At 70.6% G+C, this 21,281-nt stretch carries 20 protein-coding genes; 15 read left to right on the top strand and 5 right to left on the bottom strand.

Translation table 11 applies throughout. The features are described 5' to 3' along the window. The first annotated feature begins 22 nt into the window (after positions 1-22). Both FLM69_RS01710 and FLM69_RS01705 read left to right on the top strand, forming a co-directional pair. Entirely contained in the window at positions 23-1,684 is a 1,662-nt protein-coding gene (locus FLM69_RS01710) for an APC family permease (protein ID WP_141842797.1), read from the top strand. After that, positions 1,681-3,066, top strand: coding sequence for an NAD-dependent succinate-semialdehyde dehydrogenase (locus FLM69_RS01705; RefSeq protein WP_141842795.1), 1,386 nt, complete (start codon positions 1,681-1,683; stop codon positions 3,064-3,066). The genes FLM69_RS01710 and FLM69_RS01705 overlap by 4 nt, the downstream gene beginning before the upstream one ends. Before the next feature lie 81 nt (positions 3,067-3,147). Here the strand turns inward: FLM69_RS01705 and FLM69_RS01700 are convergent, their stop codons facing one another. Next, the gene (locus FLM69_RS01700) at positions 3,148-4,581 is read right to left on the bottom strand and encodes an APC family permease (protein WP_141842794.1); all 1,434 of its coding nucleotides are present in this window, start codon (positions 4,579-4,581) and stop codon (positions 3,148-3,150) included. 191 nt (positions 4,582-4,772) lie between these two features. Here FLM69_RS01700 and FLM69_RS01695 point away from each other — a divergent pair, with 191 nt between their 5' ends. After that, positions 4,773-5,084 carry a hypothetical protein gene (locus FLM69_RS01695; RefSeq protein WP_017487866.1) on the top strand — a complete coding sequence of 104 codons (312 nt, stop codon included), beginning with the start codon at positions 4,773-4,775 and terminating at the stop codon, positions 5,082-5,084. A gap of 81 nt (positions 5,085-5,165) precedes the next feature. Here FLM69_RS01695 and gabT read toward each other — a convergent pair whose 3' ends face one another. Beyond that, entirely contained in the window at positions 5,166-6,488 is a 1,323-nt protein-coding gene (gene gabT, locus FLM69_RS01690) for a 4-aminobutyrate--2-oxoglutarate transaminase (protein ID WP_141842792.1), read from the bottom strand. Positions 6,489-6,632: 144 nt separating this feature from the next. Here gabT and FLM69_RS01685 point away from each other — a divergent pair, with 144 nt between their 5' ends. The 3 genes from FLM69_RS01685 to FLM69_RS01675 all read left to right on the top strand — a co-directional run bounded on the left by FLM69_RS01685 (position 6,633) and on the right by FLM69_RS01675 (position 9,591). Further along, complete coding sequence (locus tag FLM69_RS01685; protein ID WP_141842790.1) at positions 6,633-7,544, top strand: LysR family transcriptional regulator; 912 nt, start codon at positions 6,633-6,635, stop codon at positions 7,542-7,544. A 65-nt stretch (positions 7,545-7,609) separates the two neighbouring features. Then, on the top strand, positions 7,610-8,398 hold the full coding sequence (locus tag FLM69_RS01680; RefSeq protein ID WP_061867919.1) for a class F sortase: 789 nt from the start codon (positions 7,610-7,612) through the stop codon (positions 8,396-8,398). 122 nt (positions 8,399-8,520) lie between these two features. Continuing rightward, entirely contained in the window at positions 8,521-9,591 is a 1,071-nt protein-coding gene (locus FLM69_RS01675; protein WP_141842788.1) for a DUF305 domain-containing protein, read from the top strand. A gap of 283 nt (positions 9,592-9,874) precedes the next feature. On the opposite strand, the gene FLM69_RS11485 is transcribed toward FLM69_RS01675, so the two are convergent. Together FLM69_RS11485 and FLM69_RS01665 are read right to left on the bottom strand one after the other, a co-directional pair. After that, the gene (locus FLM69_RS11485; protein ID WP_255502647.1) at positions 9,875-10,276 is read right to left on the bottom strand and encodes a hypothetical protein; all 402 of its coding nucleotides are present in this window, start codon (positions 10,274-10,276) and stop codon (positions 9,875-9,877) included. Positions 10,277-10,842: 566 nt separating this feature from the next. Beyond that, entirely contained in the window at positions 10,843-11,148 is a 306-nt protein-coding gene (locus FLM69_RS01665) for a GNAT family N-acetyltransferase (protein WP_141842786.1), read from the bottom strand. Positions 11,149-11,559: 411 nt separating this feature from the next. Between FLM69_RS01665 and nrdH the strand changes: the two genes are divergently transcribed. The 9 genes from nrdH (at position 11,560) to FLM69_RS01620 (ending at position 20,597) form a co-directional block, all read left to right on the top strand. After that, positions 11,560-11,805 (top strand): glutaredoxin-like protein NrdH, encoded by a 246-nt coding sequence (nrdH, locus tag FLM69_RS01660; protein WP_010078804.1) that lies wholly within the window; start codon positions 11,560-11,562, stop codon positions 11,803-11,805. Positions 11,806-11,816: 11 nt separating this feature from the next. Next, complete coding sequence (gene nrdI / locus FLM69_RS01655) at positions 11,817-12,284, top strand: class Ib ribonucleoside-diphosphate reductase assembly flavoprotein NrdI (RefSeq protein ID WP_010078803.1); 468 nt, start codon at positions 11,817-11,819, stop codon at positions 12,282-12,284. 47 nt (positions 12,285-12,331) lie between these two features. After that, positions 12,332-14,458 (top strand): class 1b ribonucleoside-diphosphate reductase subunit alpha, encoded by a 2,127-nt coding sequence (gene nrdE / locus FLM69_RS01650; protein WP_186319456.1) that lies wholly within the window; start codon positions 12,332-12,334, stop codon positions 14,456-14,458. 249 nt (positions 14,459-14,707) lie between these two features. After that, positions 14,708-15,691, top strand: coding sequence for a class 1b ribonucleoside-diphosphate reductase subunit beta (nrdF, locus tag FLM69_RS01645; protein ID WP_205810588.1), 984 nt, complete (start codon positions 14,708-14,710; stop codon positions 15,689-15,691). 507 nt (positions 15,692-16,198) lie between these two features. Next, positions 16,199-17,104 carry a MetQ/NlpA family ABC transporter substrate-binding protein gene (locus FLM69_RS01640; protein ID WP_141842783.1) on the top strand — a complete coding sequence of 302 codons (906 nt, stop codon included), beginning with the start codon at positions 16,199-16,201 and terminating at the stop codon, positions 17,102-17,104. A 3-nt stretch (positions 17,105-17,107) separates the two neighbouring features. Then, positions 17,108-18,202 carry a methionine ABC transporter ATP-binding protein gene (locus tag FLM69_RS01635; RefSeq protein ID WP_078026103.1) on the top strand — a complete coding sequence of 365 codons (1,095 nt, stop codon included), beginning with the start codon at positions 17,108-17,110 and terminating at the stop codon, positions 18,200-18,202. After that, positions 18,199-18,876, top strand: coding sequence for a methionine ABC transporter permease (locus tag FLM69_RS01630; RefSeq protein ID WP_036313181.1), 678 nt, complete (start codon positions 18,199-18,201; stop codon positions 18,874-18,876). Before FLM69_RS01635 ends, FLM69_RS01630 begins: the two co-directional genes overlap by 4 nt. Positions 18,877-18,963: 87 nt before the next feature. Next, positions 18,964-19,830, top strand: a complete 867-nt coding sequence (locus FLM69_RS01625; RefSeq protein WP_036313183.1) for a thioesterase family protein — start codon at positions 18,964-18,966, stop codon at positions 19,828-19,830. Next, positions 19,827-20,597: a lipoate--protein ligase family protein gene (locus tag FLM69_RS01620; RefSeq protein ID WP_141842782.1), complete on the top strand. Its 771-nt coding sequence runs from the start codon at positions 19,827-19,829 to the stop codon at positions 20,595-20,597. Before FLM69_RS01625 ends, FLM69_RS01620 begins: the two co-directional genes overlap by 4 nt. Before the next feature lie 31 nt (positions 20,598-20,628). On the opposite strand, the gene FLM69_RS01615 is transcribed toward FLM69_RS01620, so the two are convergent. After that, positions 20,629-21,249, bottom strand: coding sequence for a uridine kinase (locus FLM69_RS01615; protein WP_113914437.1), 621 nt, complete (start codon positions 21,247-21,249; stop codon positions 20,629-20,631). Between the last annotated feature and the right edge of the window lie 32 nt (positions 21,250-21,281).

The following is a 21,281-nucleotide window of genomic DNA, read 5'->3' as shown; positions in this document are numbered from 1 at the left end:
CCCGACGGACAAGGACATCCTCATGAGCGCATCCACCCCACGACGCCGCGTCGTCGACAACGAGGGACACGAGCACGTGTACCCGACCACCTCCGCCATCGAGCAGGTCAACCTGCTCAACCCGGGCGGGGTGAGCAACAAGGGGCTCCAGGCCGGCAAGGTCGGCCTGCTCGGGGCCGTGGTGATCGGCGTCTCCGTCGTCGCCCCCGCCTACACGTTGACCTCGGGCCTCGGGCCGACCATCAGCACCGTCGGCACCCACGTGCCCGCGATCCTGCTGCTCGGCTTCATCCCGATGCTCCTGGTGGCCCTCGGCTACCGGGCGCTGAACACGCGGGTGCCGGACTCCGGCACGTCCTTCACCTGGGCCACGCACGCCTTCGGGCCGTATGTCGGGTGGATGGGCGGCTGGGGGCTCATCGCCGCCTCCGTGATCGTGCTGTCCAACCTGGCGGCCGTCGCCGTCGACTTCACGTTCCTGCTGCTCGCCCAGATCACCGGGAGCCAGGCCATCGCGGACCTGGCCGGCAACCTGTGGGTCAACATCCCCCTGACCCTGGTGTACCTGGCCCTGGCCGGATGGATCTCGCACCGGGGCATGGAGACCACCAAGCACCTGCAGTACATCCTGGTGGCCTTCCAGATCCTGGCCCTCGGCGCGTTCGCCGTCGCCGCCCTGATGCAGTCCTCCCGTGGTGCGGGCTTCGACCCCACTCCGGTGCAGCTGGACTGGTTCAACCCGTTCACTGCAGGCGACTTCAGTGTGGTCGCGGCCGGCGTCTCCCTGTCCATCTTCCTGTTCTGGGGCTGGGACGTGACCCTCACGATGAACGAGGAGACCAAGGACCCCGAGCGCACCCCCGGCCGGGCCGCCGCCGTCACCGTGTTCGTCATCATCGCCGTCTACATCCTGTCCGCCCTGGCCGTGATCTCCTGGGCGGGCATCGGCTCCGAGGGCCTGGGCGCGGGCAATCCGGACAACCAGGAGTCGATCTTCGCGGTCCTCGCCGGCCCGATCCTGGGCCCCTTCGCCGTGATCATGTCCAGCGCGATCCTCGTCAGCTCCCTGGCCTCCCTGCAGTCCACCATGGTCTCCCCGGCCCGCACCCTGCTAGCGATGGGCTTCTACCGGGCCGTGCCCGCGCGCTTCGCCGAGCTGAGCCCCCAGTTCAACAGCCCGGCCTTCGCGACCTGGGTGTGCGCGGGCTTCGCCGGCCTCTTCTACGTCGTCACGCGGCTGCTCTCCGAGAACGCCCTGTGGGACACCATCACCGCCCTGGGCTTGATGATCTGCTTCTACTACGGCATCACCGCCCTGGCCTGCGTCTGGTACTTCCGCCGCGAGTGGTTCACCTCGGTGGGCAACGCCCTCACCACCTTCCTGTTCCCGCTGATCGGCGGCCTCGTGCTGCTGGTGATGTTCTGCGTGACCGCGCTGGACTCCACCGACCCCGACTACGGCTCCGGCTCGACCGTGTTCGGCGTGGGCACGGTGTTCATCCTGGGCATGGGCGTGCTGGCCATCGGCGTGGTACTGATGATGTGGACGCGGTTGCGCCACCCGGCCTACTTCCGTGGCGAGACCCTGCCGCAGACGGACTCGACCCGACCCATCCCGATCATCCGTCCGGACGACGACGGCACTGCCGTGGTCCGGGACCCGAACGAGAGGACCCACTCATGAGCACCCCCACCGGCTATCGCGTGCAGGACCCCAGCACCGACCAGGTCGTGGAGACCTTCCCCGCCCTCGCCGACGGTGAGGTCGACCAGCTGCTGGCCGCCGCCGAGACCGCCCAGCGTGCGTGGGCCGCCCGCCCCATCGAGGAGCGCGCCACCATCGTGCAGAAGGTCGCGGACCTCTTCGAGGAGCGCAAGGACGAGCTCGCGCAGATCATCGCCACCGAGATGGGCAAGCGCGTGACCGAGGGCGTCGAGGAGGCGGAGTTCAGCTCGGCCATCTTCGGCTACTTCGCGGACAAGGGCCCCACCCTCGCCGCGGATCGCCCCATCGAGACCTTCGAGGGCGGCCGCGCCATGATCCGCCACCTGCCCCTGGGTGTGCTGCTGGGCGTCATGCCGTGGAACTTCCCGTACTACCAGATCGCCCGTTTCGCCGCGCCGAACCTCATGCTCGGCAACGCGATCGTGCTCAAGCACGCCGAGATCTGCCCGCGCTCGGCCCTGGCCGTGCAGCAGATCATGGACGACGCCGGCGTGCCGGCCGGCGTGTACACCAACGTCTTCGCCACGCACGACCAGATCGCCGAGTTCATCGCCGACCCGCGCGTGGCCGGCGTCTCCCTGACCGGCTCCGAGCGGGCCGGCTCCGTGATCGGCGCGCTCGCGGGCCAGCACCTCAAGAAGGCCGTCCTCGAGCTCGGCGGCTCGGACCCGTACATCGTGCTCGACGCCAAGGACCCGGCCGAGGCCGCCCGTACCGCGTGGGCGACCCGCATGTACAACATGGGCCAGGCCTGCAACTCCAACAAGCGCATGATCGTCTCGGCGGACATCCATGAGGCCTTCGTGGCCGAGCTGGTGTCCCTGGCCGAGGCCATGAAGCCCGGTGAGGCCACCGACGAGGACCCGACGGTCTTCACTCCGCTGTCCTCGCGCGGTGCCGCCGAGGGCCTGGCCGAGCAGGTGGAGCGGGCCCGTCAGCAGGGCGCGACCGTCCACGTCGGTGGGACCGTCACGGACGAGGCGGGCGCCCGCTTCGCCCCGGCCGTGATCACGGGCGTCACCTCCGAGATGGACGCCTACCGCGAGGAGCTCTTCGGCCCCGTCGCCGTCGTCTACAAGGTGGAGTCCGCGGACGAGGCGCTCGCCCTCGCCAACGACTCCCAGTACGGCCTGGGCGGCGCCGTGTTCTCCCAGGACGAGGCCCAGGCCGAGCGGGTCGCCCGGCAGCTCGAGGTCGGCATGGCCAACGTCAACACGCCGGCGGGCGAAGGGGCGGAGATCCCGTTCGGCGGCGTCAAGCGCTCTGGCTTCGGCCGCGAGCTCGGCCCGCTCGGCATGGACGAGTTCGTCAACAAGCAGACGTACTTCGTCCAGGACTGACACCCCACGACGACGACGGGCCCGCCTCCGGTGACCGGAGGCGGGCCCGTCCGCGTCCCCCGGCGAGGCGGGAGCAGTGGGTCAGCGACGCGCCAGACGTTCCAGCAGACGCTCCTCTGCGTCCTCGCCCGGGGTGATCCCGCGCGGGATGCGGAACAGGAAAACGAAGCCGAGCAGCCACCACAGGCCGAAGAAGGCATAGGCCATCGGGGCGATGGAGGCGGGCATCCCCGGAATGTAGAGGCTGAGCAGCCCCGCAGTGAGGATCACACCGGTCACGCCCAGCACTCGCCCGGCGGTCGCGCCGCCCGCGCGGAAGGGGCGGTCCATCTCCGGCTCGCGGCGGCGCAGGAGCAGGAACACGACGCAGACCATCATGTAGGTGAACACGATGGACGGGGATCCGGAGTCGACGAACCAGCCCAGGGCGCCCGCGCCGAAGAACGGCGCCGCGATGGAGAGCACGCCGATGAACAGCACCGCGTTCGACGGGGTCCGGTACTTCGGGTGGATGTGTCCGAACCAGCGGGGCAGCATGCCCGAGACGCCCATCGCGTAGAGCAGGCGAGCCGCGCCCATGAGCAGGGCGATCCAGGAGGTGAGGATGCCGGCCATGCCGCCCACGAGCAGCACGTTGGCCATGGCCGGGCTGTGGAAGAGGGCCGCCATGGCGTCAGCCGTCACGAGGTCGGAGTTCACGAGCTGCTCACGGGGCATCGAGGATGCGTTCGTCAGGATCACCATGATGTACCAGAGGGTCGCGGCGGCCACCGAGACGATGATCATCACGCCCATGCGGCGAGGCGGCATGTTGAGCTCCTCAGCCGACTGCGGGATGACGTCGAAGCCCACGAAGAGGAACGGCACGACGACCATCACCGTGAAGAGGCCCCGGGCGTCCGTGAAGAGCGGCTCGAAGTTCGCGACGGAGCCACCCGTTCCGGCCCCGAACACCAGGAGAGCGCCGATGACGAGCAGCGTGGCGACCACGATCGTCTGCACGATGCCGGCCAGTTTGACGCCGATGTAGTTGATCCAGGTGATGACCACGGCGGCCCCGGCGCCGACCAGCGCCCAGACGAGGTAGACGTCCGAGCCGAAGGCGTTCCACAGCGGAATCGACTCGATCTCGGGCCAGATGTACGCGGCGGTGCGGGGGAGGGCGACGGCCTCGAACGCGACGATCGAGATGTAGCCGCCCGTGATGCCCCACGAGCCGAGGAAGCTCCACCGCGCGCCCATGCCACGCAGCAGGAAGTGATGCTCGCCGCCGGCCTTCGGGATCGCTGCGACGAGCTCGGCGTACACCAGCGCGACGACGGTCATGATCAGGCCGCCGGAGACGATCGCGATGATCGAGCCCATGGTGCCGGCGTTCTTGAGCCAGCCGCCCACGAGGACGACCCAGCCGAAGCCGATCATGGCGCCGAAGCCCATGGCGTAGGCGTCGAGCGACGAGAGGGTCTTCTTGAGACCCGGCCCCGTCTCGGGCGGGGAGGAGGTCACGTGGCTCATGGAGCCCCCCTTTCTCGGGGGTGGGGAAGTGATGACCGCCATATTCTCCCCGATCGTCGGCCAGGGTCGTCTCCGTCAGTGACGCGCCTGTCACACAGCGGGTTCTCGGCTGGCGCGCCCTTGTCCCTTCAACCGGGGCGTGGCCATCATGGAGCGGATCCCCGTCGAGAACTGCAGAATCGAGATGCCTGATGTACCCCACCCCGATGACCTTCGACGTGGCGCGCGCCGGCCGCGCTCTCGCCCAGGTCAGTGTCCGCACCCTGGCCACCGCGGCCGGCCTCGAGAAGGAGCAGCTGCGCCGCTTCGAGAAGGGGCTGGCCGACCTGCGGGTGGACGAGCGTCTGCGTCTGGAGAAGGCCCTGCGGAAGTACGGCGTCGGGCTGGTCCCGGAGGACGAGTTCGGCGGCACGGGGGTCCGCCGGATCTTCACCGCCGAGAAGTCCCGGCGCCTCGAGGCCCTGGAGAACGAAGGCGGCCCCGCGTACGAGGACGACATCTGAGGCCTCTGCCGACAGGCGGACGGCCCCGCATCCCGGGCAGGGATGCGGGGCCGTCGTCGTCGGTCCGCCGGTGGCGGGGGCTCAGGCGGACTGCAGCGCCTTCGTGACCTCGCTCAGGCCCTCCTTGAGGAGGTCCTCACCGATGGTCAGCGGCGGCAGGAAGCGGACGACGTTGCCGTAGGTGCCGCACGTGAGCAGGATGACGCCGGTGGCGCGCACGGCCGCGGCCACGGTGGCGGTCAGCGTCGCGTCCGGCTCGCCGGTGGCGGGGTCCACGAACTCGATCGCCATCATCGCGCCGCGGCCGCGGACCTCGGCGATGCGGTCGTCGGCGTTCTGCTCGAAGTGCTCGCGGATGACCTGCTCGATCCGGCGGGCCTTCTCCAGGATACCGTCCTCCTCGACGGCCTCGAACACGGCGAGCGCCGCCGCCGTGGCGACGGGGTTGCCGCCGTAGGTGCCCCCGAGGCCGCCCGGGTGCACGGAGTCCATCACCTCGGCGCGGCCGGTGACGCCGGAGAGCGGCATGCCGCCGGCGATGCCCTTGGCGGTCGCCATCAGGTCCGGCTCGATGCCCTCGGTCTCGGAGGCGAACCAGGCGCCGGTGCGGGCGATGCCGGACTGGACCTCGTCCGCGATGAACAGGACGTCGTTGGCCTTGCACCACTCGACCACGGCCGGCAGGAAGCCCTCGGCCGGGACGATGAAGCCGCCCTCGCCCTGGATCGGCTCCATGATCACGGCGGCCAGGTTGTCGGCACCGATCTGCTTCTCCAGCGCGGAGATGGCGCGCTGCGCGGCCTCGGCGCCGGACAGGCCGTCCCGCAGCGGGTAGGAGCCGGGCACGCGGTAGATCTCGGGGGCGAACGGTCCGAAGCTGTGCTTGTAGGGCATGGACTTGGCGGTCAGCGCCATCGTCAGGGTGGTGCGGCCGTGATAGGCGTGGTCGAACGCGGCCACGGCCTGCTTGCCGGTGTAGGCGCGGGCCACCTTGACGGCGTTCTCCACGGCCTCGGCGCCGGAATTGAACAGGGCGGTGCGGGTCTCGCCGGGGATCGGGCTGGTGCGGTCCAGCTGCTCGGCCACGGCCACGTAGCCCTCGTAGGGCGTGATCATGAACGAGGTGTGGGTGAACTGCGCGACCTGCTCCTGGACGGCGGCCACGACGCGCGGGTGGGAGGCGCCCACGGAGGTGACGGCGATGCCGGAGGCCAGGTCGATCAGGCGGTTGCCGTCCACGTCCTCGAGGATGCCGCCCGCGGCGCGGGCCGCGTACACCGGCATGGTGGTGGCCACGCCGGCCGGGACGGCGCGCTTCTGGCGCTCGGCGAGCTCACGGGAGCGAGGGCCGGGCAGCTCGGTGGCCAGATGGCGGGTCTGCTCGAGGTCGGTGGTGGCGGTCATGGGGATGCCTCCTGGGGACGGCTCACGGGAGCGGGGACGACGGGTGGGCACGACGACGACGCGTCGGGCCGCGTCCTCCCATGGTGGGGCGTTGAGTGCATGCCGTCCAGTGATGATCTTGCATGGTGGCTATGCTCATTCGGCATGGAGGAGAAACTGCTCAGGGCCTTCGTCACGGTGGCAGAGGTCGGCACGGTCTCGGGGGCCGCGATCCGCCTGGATCTCGTACAGTCCGCGCTCAGTCGGCAGCTGCAGCGGCTTCAGCGTGAGCTGCGCCTGCCCCTGTTCGCCCGGGTCGCCGGTCGGCTCGAGCTGACGACGGCCGGCGAGGCGTTCCTCCCGGTGGCGCGCGAGGTCCTCGTCGCCCATCGACGGGCGGAGCAGGCGGCCCGCGCGCTCGCCTCCGGTCGGCTCACGGACGTGGCCGTGGCCGCGCCGGGCACCACCCTCATCGACGTCGTGCTGCCGTTCGTGGCCACCTTCGGGGAGGAGGACCCGCGCCCGCGCGTCGCGGAGACCCAGCTGGACGACTCGCTGCTCGACGCCGTCGCGCGGCACGACCTCGTGGTGATGCCGACGGTGCCGCCGCCCTCCGTCGCGTCGCTGCCGCTGATGGACCTGCCGGTCTGGGCGTACGTCGCCCCGGGCCACCCCTGGGCGGGCCGGACGCGGGTGTCCCTCGACGACCTCGTGGCCCAGCCCGTCGTCGCACCCGCCCGCACCTTCATGGCGCGACGCGTCCTCGACGGCGCCGTGGCCGTGGCGGGCCTCACGCCGCCGGCCCTCACCGAGGCGAACTCCGGGCGGGTGGCCCAGGCCCTGGTCGCGGCGGGGGCGGGCGTCGCCGTCGTCACCGAGGACCCGGCCTTCGGGTTGACGCCGGTGCGGGTCATCGCGCAGGGGCGGACGCTCACGGTGCGACTGCACGCGGCGTGGCGGGGGGATCACTTCGCCACCGCGACGCTGGAGGCGATCGCCCGTCGGCTGCAGGCCTTCGTCCGGGACCGCTATGCCGAGCCCGGAGACGACGCGCCGGGCCGAGGCCGGAGCGCGTGAGACCATGCCGTCGTCGGACGCGGCCCCGGGCGGGCCGGGTCGATGCACACGAGGGGAGAACCCGGATGAACACCACCGTCCGACGCGCCCTGTGGGTGGTCCTGTTGCTGCTGTGCCTGAGCCTCGTGTTCCTCGCGCTGCGCGGGGTGCTGGCGGTCGGCGCCGTGCCGATCAGCGCTGCCCCCACCCTCAGCGCCACGGCGTCCGTGAGCCCGTCCTCTGCGGCAACCACGCGGGAGGCGGCGGTTCCCATCGAGACCCAGGAACCCGCCGGCGCACCCACGCCGTCCGAGGAGCCGACCCCCACCGAGGAGCCAGCCCCCGCCGCGGCCGCCCACCTCTCCGGCCCCGCCGCCCCGTGGGACGAGATCACGGCGACGCCCGTGCACGTGGACGTCCACCAGGACGGCGAGCAGATCGTCGGAGCGGGGATCGACCTGACGCAGTTGGACGAGGGCGGCGACCTGGACCCGGAGCCGCAGACGGTCGGCTGGTACGGCCCGCCGCAGTGGGGCACCACGCCGGGGGAGCGCTCCCGGTACGCGGGGGTCCTGGCCGGGCACGTCGTCTACTACGGCGTGCGGGACGTGTTCTGGAACCTGGGCGACGTGCGCGCGGGTGCCGTCGTCGTGGTGACATACGACGACGGCACGCAGGCCGCCTTCGAGGCGGACGCGGACGCGGTCTCGGTGGAGAAGGAGGCGCTCACCCAGGATCCGGCGAACCGCTGGGCCTGGGAGCCCGGGGGCGACGACGCGAAGGTCACGCTGATCACGTGCGACCTCGTGCCGGGCACCGGGATGGCCGGGAACGCCTTCAACAACTGGGTGGTGCAGGCCACCCGCGTCGCCTGAGGCCGCGGCGACCCCGGGGCAGGGAGGCCGGAGGGGTACCCTGGGGAGGCCGGGGCGGCCGACCGCGTCGGACCGCCATTGACCCCGTGACCGGGTGACGACCGCCGAGAGGACCTGCGCCCATGAGCCGAGCCGACATCGCCCCCGCCCGCGTGCGCCCCCGCCGCTGGAGCGTGGCCGTCGGAGGGGCGCTCCTGAGCATCACCCTGGCCACCGGCGGCTGCAGCGTCGCCGAGGAGCCCGGACAGACCGGTGGCACGGAGGCGGGGAACACCTACCTGGAGGGCGTGCTGGCCAGCCCCAGCCAGACGTCCGCCGACCCGCTCGCGGCGGACATCCAGTTCGCGGGTCTGCTGCTGCGCAACCACCGCGACGCGATCCAGCAGTCCGATCAGGTGCTGGGCAAGGACGGCGTGGACCAGGAGATCCGGGCCACCGCCGAACGGATGAAGTCCGAGCACGAGGAGCGGGCGGGCCGGCTCGAGTCGATGCTCGAGGGCTGGGGCGTCCCCTCGGATGACGTGCGCGGTGCGGGTGCCGAGTCGACCCCGTCTGCGCAGCCCGAGTCCACGGAGGACGCGGAGCCGACCCAGATCGTGGGCGACGAGCTGCGCGCCGGACTCCTGTCCGACCGGGAGAAGAACGTGCTGGCCGCCGCCGAGCCGGAGGAGGCAGGACGGATCTACCTGCTCCAGATGCGCCGCCTCTATCAGGGCGCGCTGACGATCTCCGCCACGGAGGCGGAGGACGGCTCGGACGACGCGGCGAAGGAGCTGGCCTCCAGCGTGGTCGAGGGCCATCGCAAGGAGCTGGAGAGTTTGGCCGCGACGCTCGGGGAGATGGGCGTGATCGGGTCGAGCGGGGCGCGCACGGCGGAACCGTCCGGGTTCACCGGCCCCATCAAGATCGAGGGCACCGGCGCGGACGGCGGCTCCGTCCCCTCGGACTTCGTCCCGGAGCCGGTGCAGCGGGTGCGCAGCTTCCGCGCCACCCAGAAGCCGGTGCTGCCGTCGTCGAGCTCGCCCAGTTCCTCCAGCGCGTCGGGCTCCGCCAGCGCGTCCGGCCGGGACGCCGAGGACCAGCGGGGGCGGGACGCCGCATCGGCGAGCCCGTCGCCCAGCCCGGCCGACACGGCGCAGGCCACCCCGCGCCCCTCCTCCGGGGCAAGCCCCTCGCCCAGCGCATCCCGCTGACGCGCGGCGCCGGCCGGCCCGATCCGCATCGCGCGTCGCCGTGACCGAGTCGATAGCGCTTCGTCACCGGATGGTGACCCGCATCACGTCCGTGCGGCGTAGATTCGTGCCGACGCGGCGAGTGCGGCATCCGGTCGACCTCGGGCGTCCGAGCCGGGGAACCCTTCGGCCCGTCGCAGCACCGCACCCCTGGAGGAGCACGATGCGCACCGCCCGACCAACCCGCCTCGCCGCCGCCCTGGGCGCCGGCGTCCTTCTCGTGGGGGCGACCCCCGCCCTCGCCTCACCCGCCCACCCCGCCGGATGGACCGCCGAGCACGGCCTGCCCGGCGGATCCTTCCTCGTGGCCAGCGCGGAGGGTGAGACCGGCGCCTCCTTCGGCACCGAGTTCGAGGTGGACGAGTCCGACGTCCGCCTGACGGTGGCTCCGGTGCTGGAGGGGGAGGCCCGCGGCGCCGAGACCGAGGTCCCGTTCACGTACGACGACGAGCTGGAGCGCGGTGACTTCGACGTCGCCGCGGCCCGGCGGAGCCTGGGCGAGTCGGGGACCGGCCCCGTCGTCTACGCCCTCTACGTCCTGGGCGGCGAGGTGGCCGCCCTCACCTACGGTCCGGACGCCGACCTCACCGATGCTGACCCGGGCGAGCCACTGCGCGCCGACCAGCGTCATGAGCTCGGCTTCCACATGCTCCCCACCGTCTGGGACACCACCCTGCTCGCGGCGCCGGGGGAGCGATACGTGTTCATCTCCTCGAACACGGGCGATGAGGCAGCGCCGCTGACGCTCGTCGCGGGCCCGGCCGAGGGCCGGGCCGTCGAGGTGACGGAGGAGGAGACCGGCGGTCCGCGCGGCTACGTCTACCAGGCGCCCGAGGGCTTCACCGGATCCGACACCGTCACCCCGCGGGCCACGAGGGACGGCGTGACGACGACGCGGACGGTGACCGTGCGGTTCGGCGACCCCCGCGTGGACCTTTACGACTGGGAGAACGGGCGGATCCCGGGGTTCGTGACCTTCCCCGTGGTCGGCCTGTTCGACGTACCGGCTCCGGGCCAGCCGGCGGATCCCGAGACCCCACCTCGCCGGCGGAGCCCGAGACCCCCGCGGAGCCGGCCGAGGGCGAGCACACGGTGCCGGACACGGTCGAGACCGGGCGTGGTCCGGCGGCGTGGCCCACCGCCGTCGCGGTGCTGGCCGCGGGCGTCCTGGCCGTGGTGCGCCAGCACCGCGTCACGGCCTGACCGCTCCGGTCAGCGGGGCGCGAGCAGCGCGCTCTTCTCCGGGTGCTCGTCGAACCACTGGGCGACGTACCAGCACATCGGCACGATGCGGCGGCCCCCTGCGGGGCCGCCGTTCGTCTCGATGTCCTCGACTGCTCCGGCGGTCAGCGTGGCGGCGTGGCCCTGGCCGCGGTGCACGGGGATGGTGAACGCCCGGTTCAGGGAGACGGCCGCGCCGTTGTCCCGGAAGTCGAGGACGGCGAGCAGTGCGCCGCCGTCGTGGAGCTCGTAGCGGGACTCGACGTCATTGCGGGTGACGGTGGGGGAGGTGCTCATGCCGGGGCAACCCGCGGTGGTGACGGGGTATTCCGACGCCGGACGGTGGCGGGCTCCTACATGTAGTGGTCCACGGGGGTCGGACACGCCGCCCGCGGACGTGGCGAACTCGACTTTCCGGCTGTGGGAACCCGACCCCGAGATCTCCACCGGCTGTGGACAGTCGACCGCGGTCCCGGCGTGTCCCGCATGTCCGCGCGGATCGTCGCGCACAGCAGGGTGTGGACAGGATGGGCAGAGAGTGGGGATACGTAACTACAGTGGTGTGACTACTACATGTAGGGATGGTTCCCGGCCGAGATCACTAGATGTAGTATCGACGCAGATGTTCGGCACGCCCCGTGATTCACCTCGCGGACGCCGCGCCGACACCCGCAGACCACCAGAGACCACGAAGGAACAGGGATCGCCATGACCGTCACCGTGTACACCAAGCCGGCCTGCGTGCAGTGCAACGCCACCTACCGTGCACTGGACAAGAAGGGCATCGCCTACGAGGTCGTGGACATGTCCCAGGACCCCGCCGCCCTCGAGCGCGTCCGTGCCCTCGGCTTCATGCAGGCCCCCGTCGTCATCACCGAGACCGACTCCTGGTCCGGCTTCCGCCCGGACAAGATCGCCGAGCTCGCCGAGTCCGCCGCGGCATCGGTGGCCTGACCGGAGTCGACATGACCGTCGCCGCGGACCCGGGCCACATCCGCTCGGCCGAGGCGCAGGGGCTCGTCCCCACCGACGCGGGACTGATCTACTTCTCCTCCGCCTCCAACTACACGCACCGCTTCGTCGAGAAGCTGGAGCTGCCCGAGGACCGGGTGGCTCGACTGCCGTTGATCACCCGGGAGCCCACCCTCGGGGCCACCGCCCCATACGTCCTGATGACCCCCACCTATGGCGGGGGCAGCGGGCCGGGCGCGGTCCCGAAGCAGGTGATCAAGTTCCTCAACGTCCCGGAGAACCGTCACTGGATTCGGGGCGTGATCGCGTCCGGGAACACCAACTTCCATGAGGGCTACTGCCTGGCCGGCTACATCATCTCCCGCAAGTGCCAGGTCCCCCTCATGTACAAATTCGAGCTGATGGGCACGCCCGACGACGTCGAACGCGTCCGCGGCGGCCTGGAAGGACTGTGGACATGACCATCACCGCACCCACCGAGGCGGACCTCATCCGCCAGGCGAAGAACATGCCCGCCGAGTGGCAGAACCTCGGCTACCACGAGCTCAACGCCATGCTGAACCTCTACGGCGCCGACGGTCGCATCCAGTTCGAGGCCGACCACGCGGCCGCGCGCCAGTACTTCCTGCAGCATGTCAACACCAACACGGTGTTCTTCCACGACCTGGAGGAGAAGCTCGACTACCTGCAGAAGAACGACTACTACGAGACCGAGACGTTCGAGCAGTACCCGTTCGAGTTCATCCGAGGCCTGTTCGACCGTGCCTACAAGGCCAAGTTCCGCTTCCCGACCTTCCTCGGCGCGTTCAAGTTCTACACCTCGTACGCACTGAAGACCTTCGACGGCAAGCGCTACCTCGAGCGCTACGAGGACCGCGTCGCCGTCGTCGCCCTCCACCTGGCCCGGGGCGACCAGGAACTGGCCACCCATCTGGTGGACGAGATGATCGCCGGCCGCTTCCAGCCGGCCACCCCCACGTTCCTCAACTCGGGCAAGAAGCAGCGCGGCGAGCTCGTCTCCTGCTTCCTGCTGCGCATCGAGGACAACATGGAGTCGATCGCCCGCGGCATCAACTCCGCCCTGCAGCTGTCCAAGCGCGGCGGCGGGGTGGCCCTCTCGCTGACCAACATCCGCGAGCACGGCGCGCCCATCAAGCAGATCGAGAACCAGTCCTCCGGCGTCATCCCCGTGATGAAGCTCCTCGAGGACTCCTTCTCCTACGCCAACCAGCTCGGCGCGCGCCAGGGCGCCGGCGCGGTGTACCTCAACGCGCACCACCCGGACATCCACCGCTTCCTCGACACCAAGCGCGAGAACGCGGACGAGAAGATCCGCATCAAGACCCTCTCCCTCGGCGTCGTGATCCCGGACATCACGTTCCAGCTGGCGAAGAAGAACGAGGACATGTACCTGTTCTCGCCGTACGACGTCGAGCGCGTCTACGGGGTGCCGTTCTCCGAGATCTCCGTGACCGAGAAGTACTACGAGATGGTCGACGACGCGCGGATCAAGAAGACCAAGATCAGCGCGCGTGAGTTCTTCCAGACCATCGCCGAGATCCAGTTCGAGTCCGGTTACCCGTACGTCGTGTTCGAGGACACCGTGAACGCCGCGAACCCGATCAAGGGCCGCATCACCATGTCCAACCTGTGCTCCGAGATCCTGCAGGTCTCCGAGGCCTCCGAGTACAACGAGGACCTGAGCTACGCCCACGTGGGCCAGGACATCTCCTGCAACCTCGGCTCGATGAACATCGCCAAGACCATGGACTCGCCGGACTTCGGCCGGTCCGTGGAGACCGCGATCCGTGCGCTGACGGCCGTGTCGGTCATGTCCGACATCCAGTCGGTGCCGTCCATCGCCAAGGGCAACGCGGCCTCCCACGCCATCGGCCTGGGGCAGATGAACCTCCACGGCTACCTGGCGCGCGAGCGCGTCCACTACGGCTCGGAGGAGGGCATCGACTTCACGAACATGTACTTCTACGCGGTGCTGTTCCACGCGCTGCGGGCCTCGAACCGGATCGCCATCGAGACCGGCCAGCGGTTCGGCGGGTTCGAGGACTCGAAGTACGCCTCGGGGGAGTTCTTCGACAAGTACACGGACCAGGAGTGGGCGCCCGCCACCGAGCGCGTCGCCGAGCTGTTCGCCGAGGCCGGCATCGCCCTGCCCACGCAGGACGACTGGCGTGAGCTGAAGGCCTCCGTCATGGAGCACGGCATCTTCAACCGCAACCTGCAGGCCGTCCCGCCGACGGGCTCGATCTCCTACATCAACAACTCGACCTCCTCGATCCACCCGGTGGCCTCGAAGATCGAGATCCGCAAGGAGGGCAAGCTCGGCCGCGTGTACTACCCGGCGCCGTACCTCACCAACGAGAACCTCGAGTACTACGAGGACGCGTACGAGATCGGCTACGAGAAGATCATCGACACGTACGCCGCGGCGACGCAGCACGTGGACCAGGGCCTGTCCCTGACGCTGTTCTTCAAGGACACGGCCACCACCCGTGACCTGAACCGCGCACAGATCTACGCGTGGAGGAAGGGCATCAAGACGATCTACTACATCCGCCTGCGCCAGCTCGCGCTGGAGGGCACCGAGGTCGAGGGCTGCGTCAGCTGCATGCTCTGACAGCCAGCCCTTCGAGGCGGGAAATCCGGCGTATTCCGCGCTTCTGAGCGCAGGTGCGCTCGATTTCCCGCCTCGAAGTGGGGCGGCGCGCACGGACGGACGGGGCGGGCCCACGACGTCGTGAGCCCGGACCCGCCCGAGTGGCTGCCGCTGCCCCTGCGGGCCTAGACTGTCCCGGACCCGCGCCCCGATGACCGTGCTCCCGAGAGCCCCCGGAATCCGCGGATTCTCAACGAATTCTTCTGAAGGATGTGCCCTGCCGTGACCGAGACCCAGCAGTCCCACCTCGTCGAGGCGATCAACTGGAACCGCATTCAGGACGAGAAGGACGTGGAGGTGTGGAACCGCCTCGTCAACAACTTCTGGCTGCCGGAGAAGGTGCCGCTGTCCAACGACGTCCAGTCCTGGTCCCACCTCACGGACGAGGAGCGACTGCTCTCCATGCGCGTGTTCACGGGCCTGACGCTGCTGGACACGATCCAGGGCACCGTGGGCGCCGTCTCCCTCATCCCGGACGCCATGACCCCGCACGAGGAGGCCGTCCTCACGAACATCGCGTTCATGGAGTCGGTGCACGCGAAGTCGTACTCCTCGATCTTCTCCACGCTGGCCTCCACCCCGGAGATCGACGAGGCGTTCCGCTGGTCCCGTGAGAACCGGAACCTGCAGGCCAAGGCCGGCCTGATCGTGGAGCGCTATGACGGCCAGGACCCGTACAAGAAGAAGATCGCCTCCACCCTGCTCGAGTCCTTCCTCTTCTACTCGGGCTTCTACTGGCCCATGTACCTCTCCGCGCACGCCCGCCTCACCAACACCGCCGACCTGATCCGCCTGATCATCCGCGACGAGGCCGTGCACGGGTACTACATCGGCTACAAGTACCAGCGGAGCATCGAGACCCTGCCGGAGGAGAAGCGGGAGGAGCTCAAGGCCTTCACCTTCGAGCTGCTGTTCGAGCTGTACGAGAACGAAGTCGAGTACACCCATGACCTCTACGACGCCGTCGGCCTGGCCGAGGACGTGAAGAAGTTCCTGCACTACAACGCGAACAAGGCGCTGATGAACCTGGGCTACGAGCCCATGTTCCCGGCCGAGACCACGAACGTGAACCCCGCCATCCTCTCCGCGCTCTCCCCGAACTCGGACGAGAACCACGACTTCTTCTCCGGCTCCGGCTCCTCCTACGTGATCGGCAAGGCCGAGAACACCGAGGACGAGGACTGGGACTTCTGATCCCGTCCGCCTGAGCCCCGTCCCGACGACGGCCGGTCGCCTCCCCGCGGAGGCGCCCGGCCGTCGTCGTCCCGCGAGAGGCATCACACGTCGGCCCCGGGCCCCGCAGTATGACGCTGCGCGTCACCGCCCTGCCCGATGGAGTGCACACGCTGCGATAGGCTTGGGCCCAGCTTCAGGAGAAGCGGCTGTGGACCCCGCCTCGGCGGGTCCACGTGGTCCCACGACGAGCCGCTCGCCAACCCCATGTTCACGGGTGGCAACGGACCGAGAAGCGGCCCGCCTCCGCTGCGCGCAGACCCCTCGAGGGGAGCCCGCGGTGACTGGGGGACGGGCAAGAGCAGCGTTCGAAAGGATCCCGGCCTCCGGCTCGGGGCGTCTCTCGCCCCCGCCCGCCGTGCTGTGCCCCGCGGGGAACCACCCACCGCACGGCCCACCCCGCACCGTTCCGCACCCGCCGTGCCCACCCGCGCCGGCGGCCTCGCACCGTCCTCCAAGGAGAACCCCATGACGACCCCCTCGAACATCTCCCGCCGCTCCTTCGCCGGCCTGTCCCTGGCCGCTGTCGGCGCGTTCGCCCTGACCGCCTGCAACTCGCAGGCCGAGGAGAAGAGCGACGACGGCGCCCAGACCGTGCGCATCGGCGTCGTGTCCGAGAACGAGACGCACCGCGCCCTGGTGAAGCTCGCCAAGGAGAAGCACGGCATCGACGTCGAGATCCGCAACTTCACCGAGTACACGCAGCCGAACCCGGCGCTGGACAACGGCGACATCGACATGAACTGGTTCCAGCACATCGCCTACCTGGCCGACTACAACCAGGCCTCCGGCAAGGACCTGACGCTGATCGGGACCACCGAGATCATCCCGCTGCCCCTGTACTCCAAGAAGTACAAAGACGTCTCCGAGTTCAAGAAGGGCGACACCGTCGCCATCCCGAACGACACCGTGAACCAGGCCCGCGCCATCAACGTGCTCGTCGCCGCCGGCCTGTTGAAGCTGTCCAACGAGACCATCCGCCCGGAGCCGAAGGACATCGACGAGGCCGCCTCCACCGTGACGGTGCAGCCCGTGGCCGCCCAGCAGACCGTGAACGCGCTCGAGTCCGTGCAGGGCGCGGTCATCAACAACACCTTCTCGGCGGACGCCGGCATCGACACGAACACCGCCCTGTTCAAGGACGACCCCGAGGACGACTCCGCCAAGCCGTACGTCAACGGCTTCGCCGTGCGTCGCGAGGACCGCGACAACGAGACCTACAAGAAGATCGCGGCCCTGTACCACGAGCAGCCCGTGCTGGATGAGTCCGCGAAGCTCTCCTCCGGCACGAGCGTGCCGGTGCAGCTCGACACCGCCCAGATCGACGAGACCCTGAAGCAGTACCAGGACGCGATCGCGAAGCAGGGCGCCTGATCCATGGCAGGTTCCCATACGTCCGACCGTGACGCGGTCACCCCGGGGCGCCCCTCCGCGGGCGCCCCGGGGGAGCCGGTCATCGTCTTCGACCACGTCAGCCGCGTCTACGCCGCCAAGAAGGGTGCCGGTGTGAAGGCCGTGGACGACGTCTCGCTCGCCGTGAACCGCGGCGAGGTCTTCGGCGTCATCGGCTTCTCCGGCGCCGGCAAGTCCACCCTGATCCGCATGATCAACGGGCTGGAGAAGCCGACGTCGGGCACCGTCACGGTGCTGGGCCAGCAGGTCTCCCATCTCTCCGAAGCGAAGCTGCGTCCGCTGCGCACCCGCATCGGCATGGTGTTCCAGCAGTTCAACCTGCTGACCTCCCGCACGGTGGCCGGGAACATCGAGTTCGCTCTGGACACGGCCGGCTGGCCGCGGTCCAAACGCCGCGCTCGCGTGGCGGAGCTGCTCGAGTTCGTCGGCCTGGCGGACAAGGCCAAGCACTACCCGGAGCAGCTCTCGGGCGGCCAGAAGCAGCGCGTCGGCATCGCCCGCGCCCTGGCCGCCGAGCCGGAGATCCTGCTCGCAGACGAGGCCACCAGCGCCCTGGATCCCTCGACGACGCACGAGGTGCTCTCCGTGCTGCGCCGCGTCAACGAGGAGCTCGGGGTCACGATCGTGGCCATCACCCACGAGATGGAGGTCATCCGCTCGATCGCCGACCGCGTCGCCGTGATGGACAGCGGCCGCGTGGTGGAGTCCGGCAAGGTCTACGACCTCTTCTCTCGGCCCGCCCACTCCGCCGACGCCGCGTCCTTCGTGGCCACGGCGCTCAAGGACCGGCCGAATGCCGAGGAGGTGGCCCGCATCCGGGCGCGCACCGAGGGTCGGCTGATCATGGTCTCGCTCAAGGACTCCGCCGCGGTCTCGGCGGTGCTCGGCACCGCATCGACGCGCGGCGTGGGCTTCGAGATCGTCCACGGCGGCATGTCCGCCACCAAGGACTCCGCGTACGGCCTGCTCACCGTGGCGCTCACGGGCGAGGCCGCCGCGGTGGACGCGTTTGTCGCGGACCTGGCCGGCGCCGGAGACGTGCAGGAGGTGCACCAGTGATCGACCGATTCCAGAACCTCGACTGGGGGTACTACGGCCCCGAGCTGATGACCGCCGTGGGGGACACCCTCTACATGGTCGGCTGGTCCTTCATCCTCGGCGGCATCCTCGGCCTGCTGGTCGGGCTCGTCCTCTACACCACGCGCCCGGGCGGCATCTTCGCCAACCGTGCCGTCTACCTGGTCACGAACTTCATCGTGAACCTCATCCGGCCCATCCCGTTCGTCATCCTCATCGCCGCCCTGCAGCCGCTGACCATCGCGGTGCTCGGCACCGGCATCGGCAACACCGCCGTGGTGTTCTGCATGATCTGGGCGTCCACGTTCGGCATCGCCCGCATCGTGGAGCAGAACCTCGTCTCGCTGGACCCCGGCGTGATCGAGGCCGCCCGCGCGATGGGCGCCTCCCGCATGCGGATCGTGCGCGCCGTGGTGCTGCCCGAGGCCCTCGGCCCGCTGATCCTCGGCTTCACGTTCGTGATCATCTCGCTCGTGGACATGTCCGCGATGGCGGGCATCATCGGCGGCGGCGGCGTCGGCAACTTCGCCATCGTGGAGGGCTACAACCGGTTCCGTCCGGAGGTCACCTGGCTGGCCGTGATCGTGGTGATCGTGTTCGTCCAGGCGCTGCAGCTGATCGGCAACGGCATCGCCCGCAAGGTCATGCGCCGCTGAACCCCGGCTCGGTCCGCACGACGACGGCCGGTGACATCCCGCGGGGACGTCACCGGCCGTCGTCGTCGTTCTGGCAGACTTCGGCCCATGACCGACATCACCTCCACCCCCGCGACCTCCGTCGCCGGCGATCCCCTGGCCTTCTACGTCCGCCTCGGCGAGCCCACCGTGGACGCCGACGGCGTCCGCACCTCCCGCGTGCGCTCCACCGTGCACGCCCAGGGCGCATGGCGGGAAGAGGAGATGCACATGGCCGCCGTCTCGGGCCTGCTGCTGCACGAGGTGGCTGCGCACGAGACCACTCCCGGGCTGCGGGTGGGACGGCTCTCCTACGACATCCTGGGCACGCTCTGGTCGGGCGAGCTCGAGGTGGTCACGCGCACCCTGCGTCCGGGCCGCACCATCGAGCTTGTCGAGTCCGTGCTCCACGCCCGGGGCCGCACCGTGCTGACCCTGCGCGCCTGGCTGCTGTCCACCTCGGACACCTCCGCCGTCGCCCAGCTGCCGGACGAGCCCCTCCCGCCGCGCTCGCAGGCGCAGTCGCACAACGCGCTCCACGGATGGGGAGGCGGGTACATCGCCTCCCTCGACGGCGTCGTCCTGCCCGGCCACGGGCCGGGCCACGGCCGGGTGTGGCTCACCACGGACCGCGAGATGGTGGCGGGGGAGAGCACGAGCGACCTGGTGCGCCTGATCAGCCTCACCGACGCGGCCAACGGGATCGCCCCGGCCCTGCCGGCGAAACCGGGCGGGTGGTTCTTCCCCAACGTGGACCTGCAGATCCACCTGTACCGCGAGCCCACCGGCCACTGGCTCGGCCTCGCGGGGCAGGTCACGGTGGGCCCGGACGGCGTGGGCCTGACCAGCACCGTCCTCCACGACGACGACGGCCCCTTCGCCCACGCCGAGCAGACCCTCACCCTGCGCTCCTGGCCGGCCGAGGGCGGCCTGTGAGCGCAGCTCCCCGGCTGCGCTGGGCCGTGCAGGAGCGGACCCTCGGGGCCGCTGAAGACCTCGACTGGGCCATGGACGAGCTGGCCGTCTTCCGCGCCGCCGCGGCCGAGGGAAGGGCCCTCGAGGACCTGATCCGCGTCTACGTGCCCGAACCGACGGTCGCGTTCGGCCAGCGCGACGCCCGGCTGCCCGGCTTCGCGGCCGCGGCCGCGGCGGCCCGCGCCCACGGCTTCGAGCCGGCAGTGCGCCGGGCCGGCGGACGGGCGGCGGCCTACCACCACGGCTGCCTGGTGGTGGACCACCTGAGCCAGCAGGAGGACGCGGCACTCACGCAGCAGGCCCGGTTCGCCGAGTTCGCCGACCTGTTCGTGCGGGCGTTCGCGCGCGTGGACGTGCCCGCCTCCGTGGGCGAGATCCCGGGGGAGTACTGCCCGGGCGAGTTCTCCGTGCAGGGCCCTGCGCCGACATACCCGGTGAAGCTGGCCGGCTCCGCGCAGCGCGTGGTGAAGGGGGCGTTCCTGTTCTCCACCCACGTGGTGGTGTCCGACCCCGCTCCGCTGCGGGCCGTGCTCGTCGACGTCTACCGGGAGCTCGGTCTGGACATGGACCCCCGCACGGCGGGCGCGGCCGAGGACGTGCGCCCCGGGGTGAGCGTCCCCGCGTTCGCCGCGGCCCTGCGGGAGGAGTACACGGCGTGGGCGGCCGCCGCCGGGCTCGAGGTGGTAGACGAGCAGCTCGCCGTCCTCGCTGCGGGCACCTCCGGCTGAGGGCACGGGCGGCCAGACTGCGGGCGGGCCGTCAGGCCGTGAGATCCGCGATGATCTCCCGCTTGCGTCGCGGGGTGAAGCCGGCCGCCACGGCCGCCGCCCGGCGCGCCGCGTCCGTCCGGTACAGGGACCAGCCCCGCTGCACGAGGAACGGCAGCGGCTTGCGGCGTTCGGCGACATCGCGCACGAACCGGCGGGCCGCCGTCGTGGTCCGCGCCTGGTCGATGTACCAGGCCGCGTAGCCGACCCCGGCCCGGTCCAGGGCGGCGGGCATGCGCTCGGCGAAGATGCCCTCCGCCACGATCACCCCGCCCGGCTCGAGCGCGACGGTGCTGTGCCCGCGGACGGAGGACGTGGAGATGTCGTAGTCGGGCACGCGCGTGGCGCCCTCCTCGAGCAGTTCGACGACCGCGTCCACGGCCGCCTGCTCATCCCATGTTCCGGGGTGGTCCCAGTCGATCTCGCCGTAGGGGGTGCGCGGGAACACGGGGCCGGGCCCGCCCGCGGCGCCGTCGTCGGACTGCGGACGGTAGAACGCATCGAGCGAGAGGTGGGGCCGGCCGTGCCGCCGGGCCAGGTAGGACTTGCCGGAGCCCGACGCGCCGCCGAGCAGGATCACGGAGGGAGGGGGCGAGGCGGGGAGGATGGTCACGGGGGACCATTCTTCCCCACCTCGGCGCGTCC

It is taken from the genome of Micrococcus sp. R8502A1 (genome assembly GCF_006704135.1).
GTDB lineage: Bacteria > Actinomycetota > Actinomycetes > Actinomycetales > Micrococcaceae > Micrococcus > Micrococcus luteus.
Note: the sequence above shows the minus strand (reverse complement) of the source record. Positions and strands in the feature narration are given on the sequence as shown.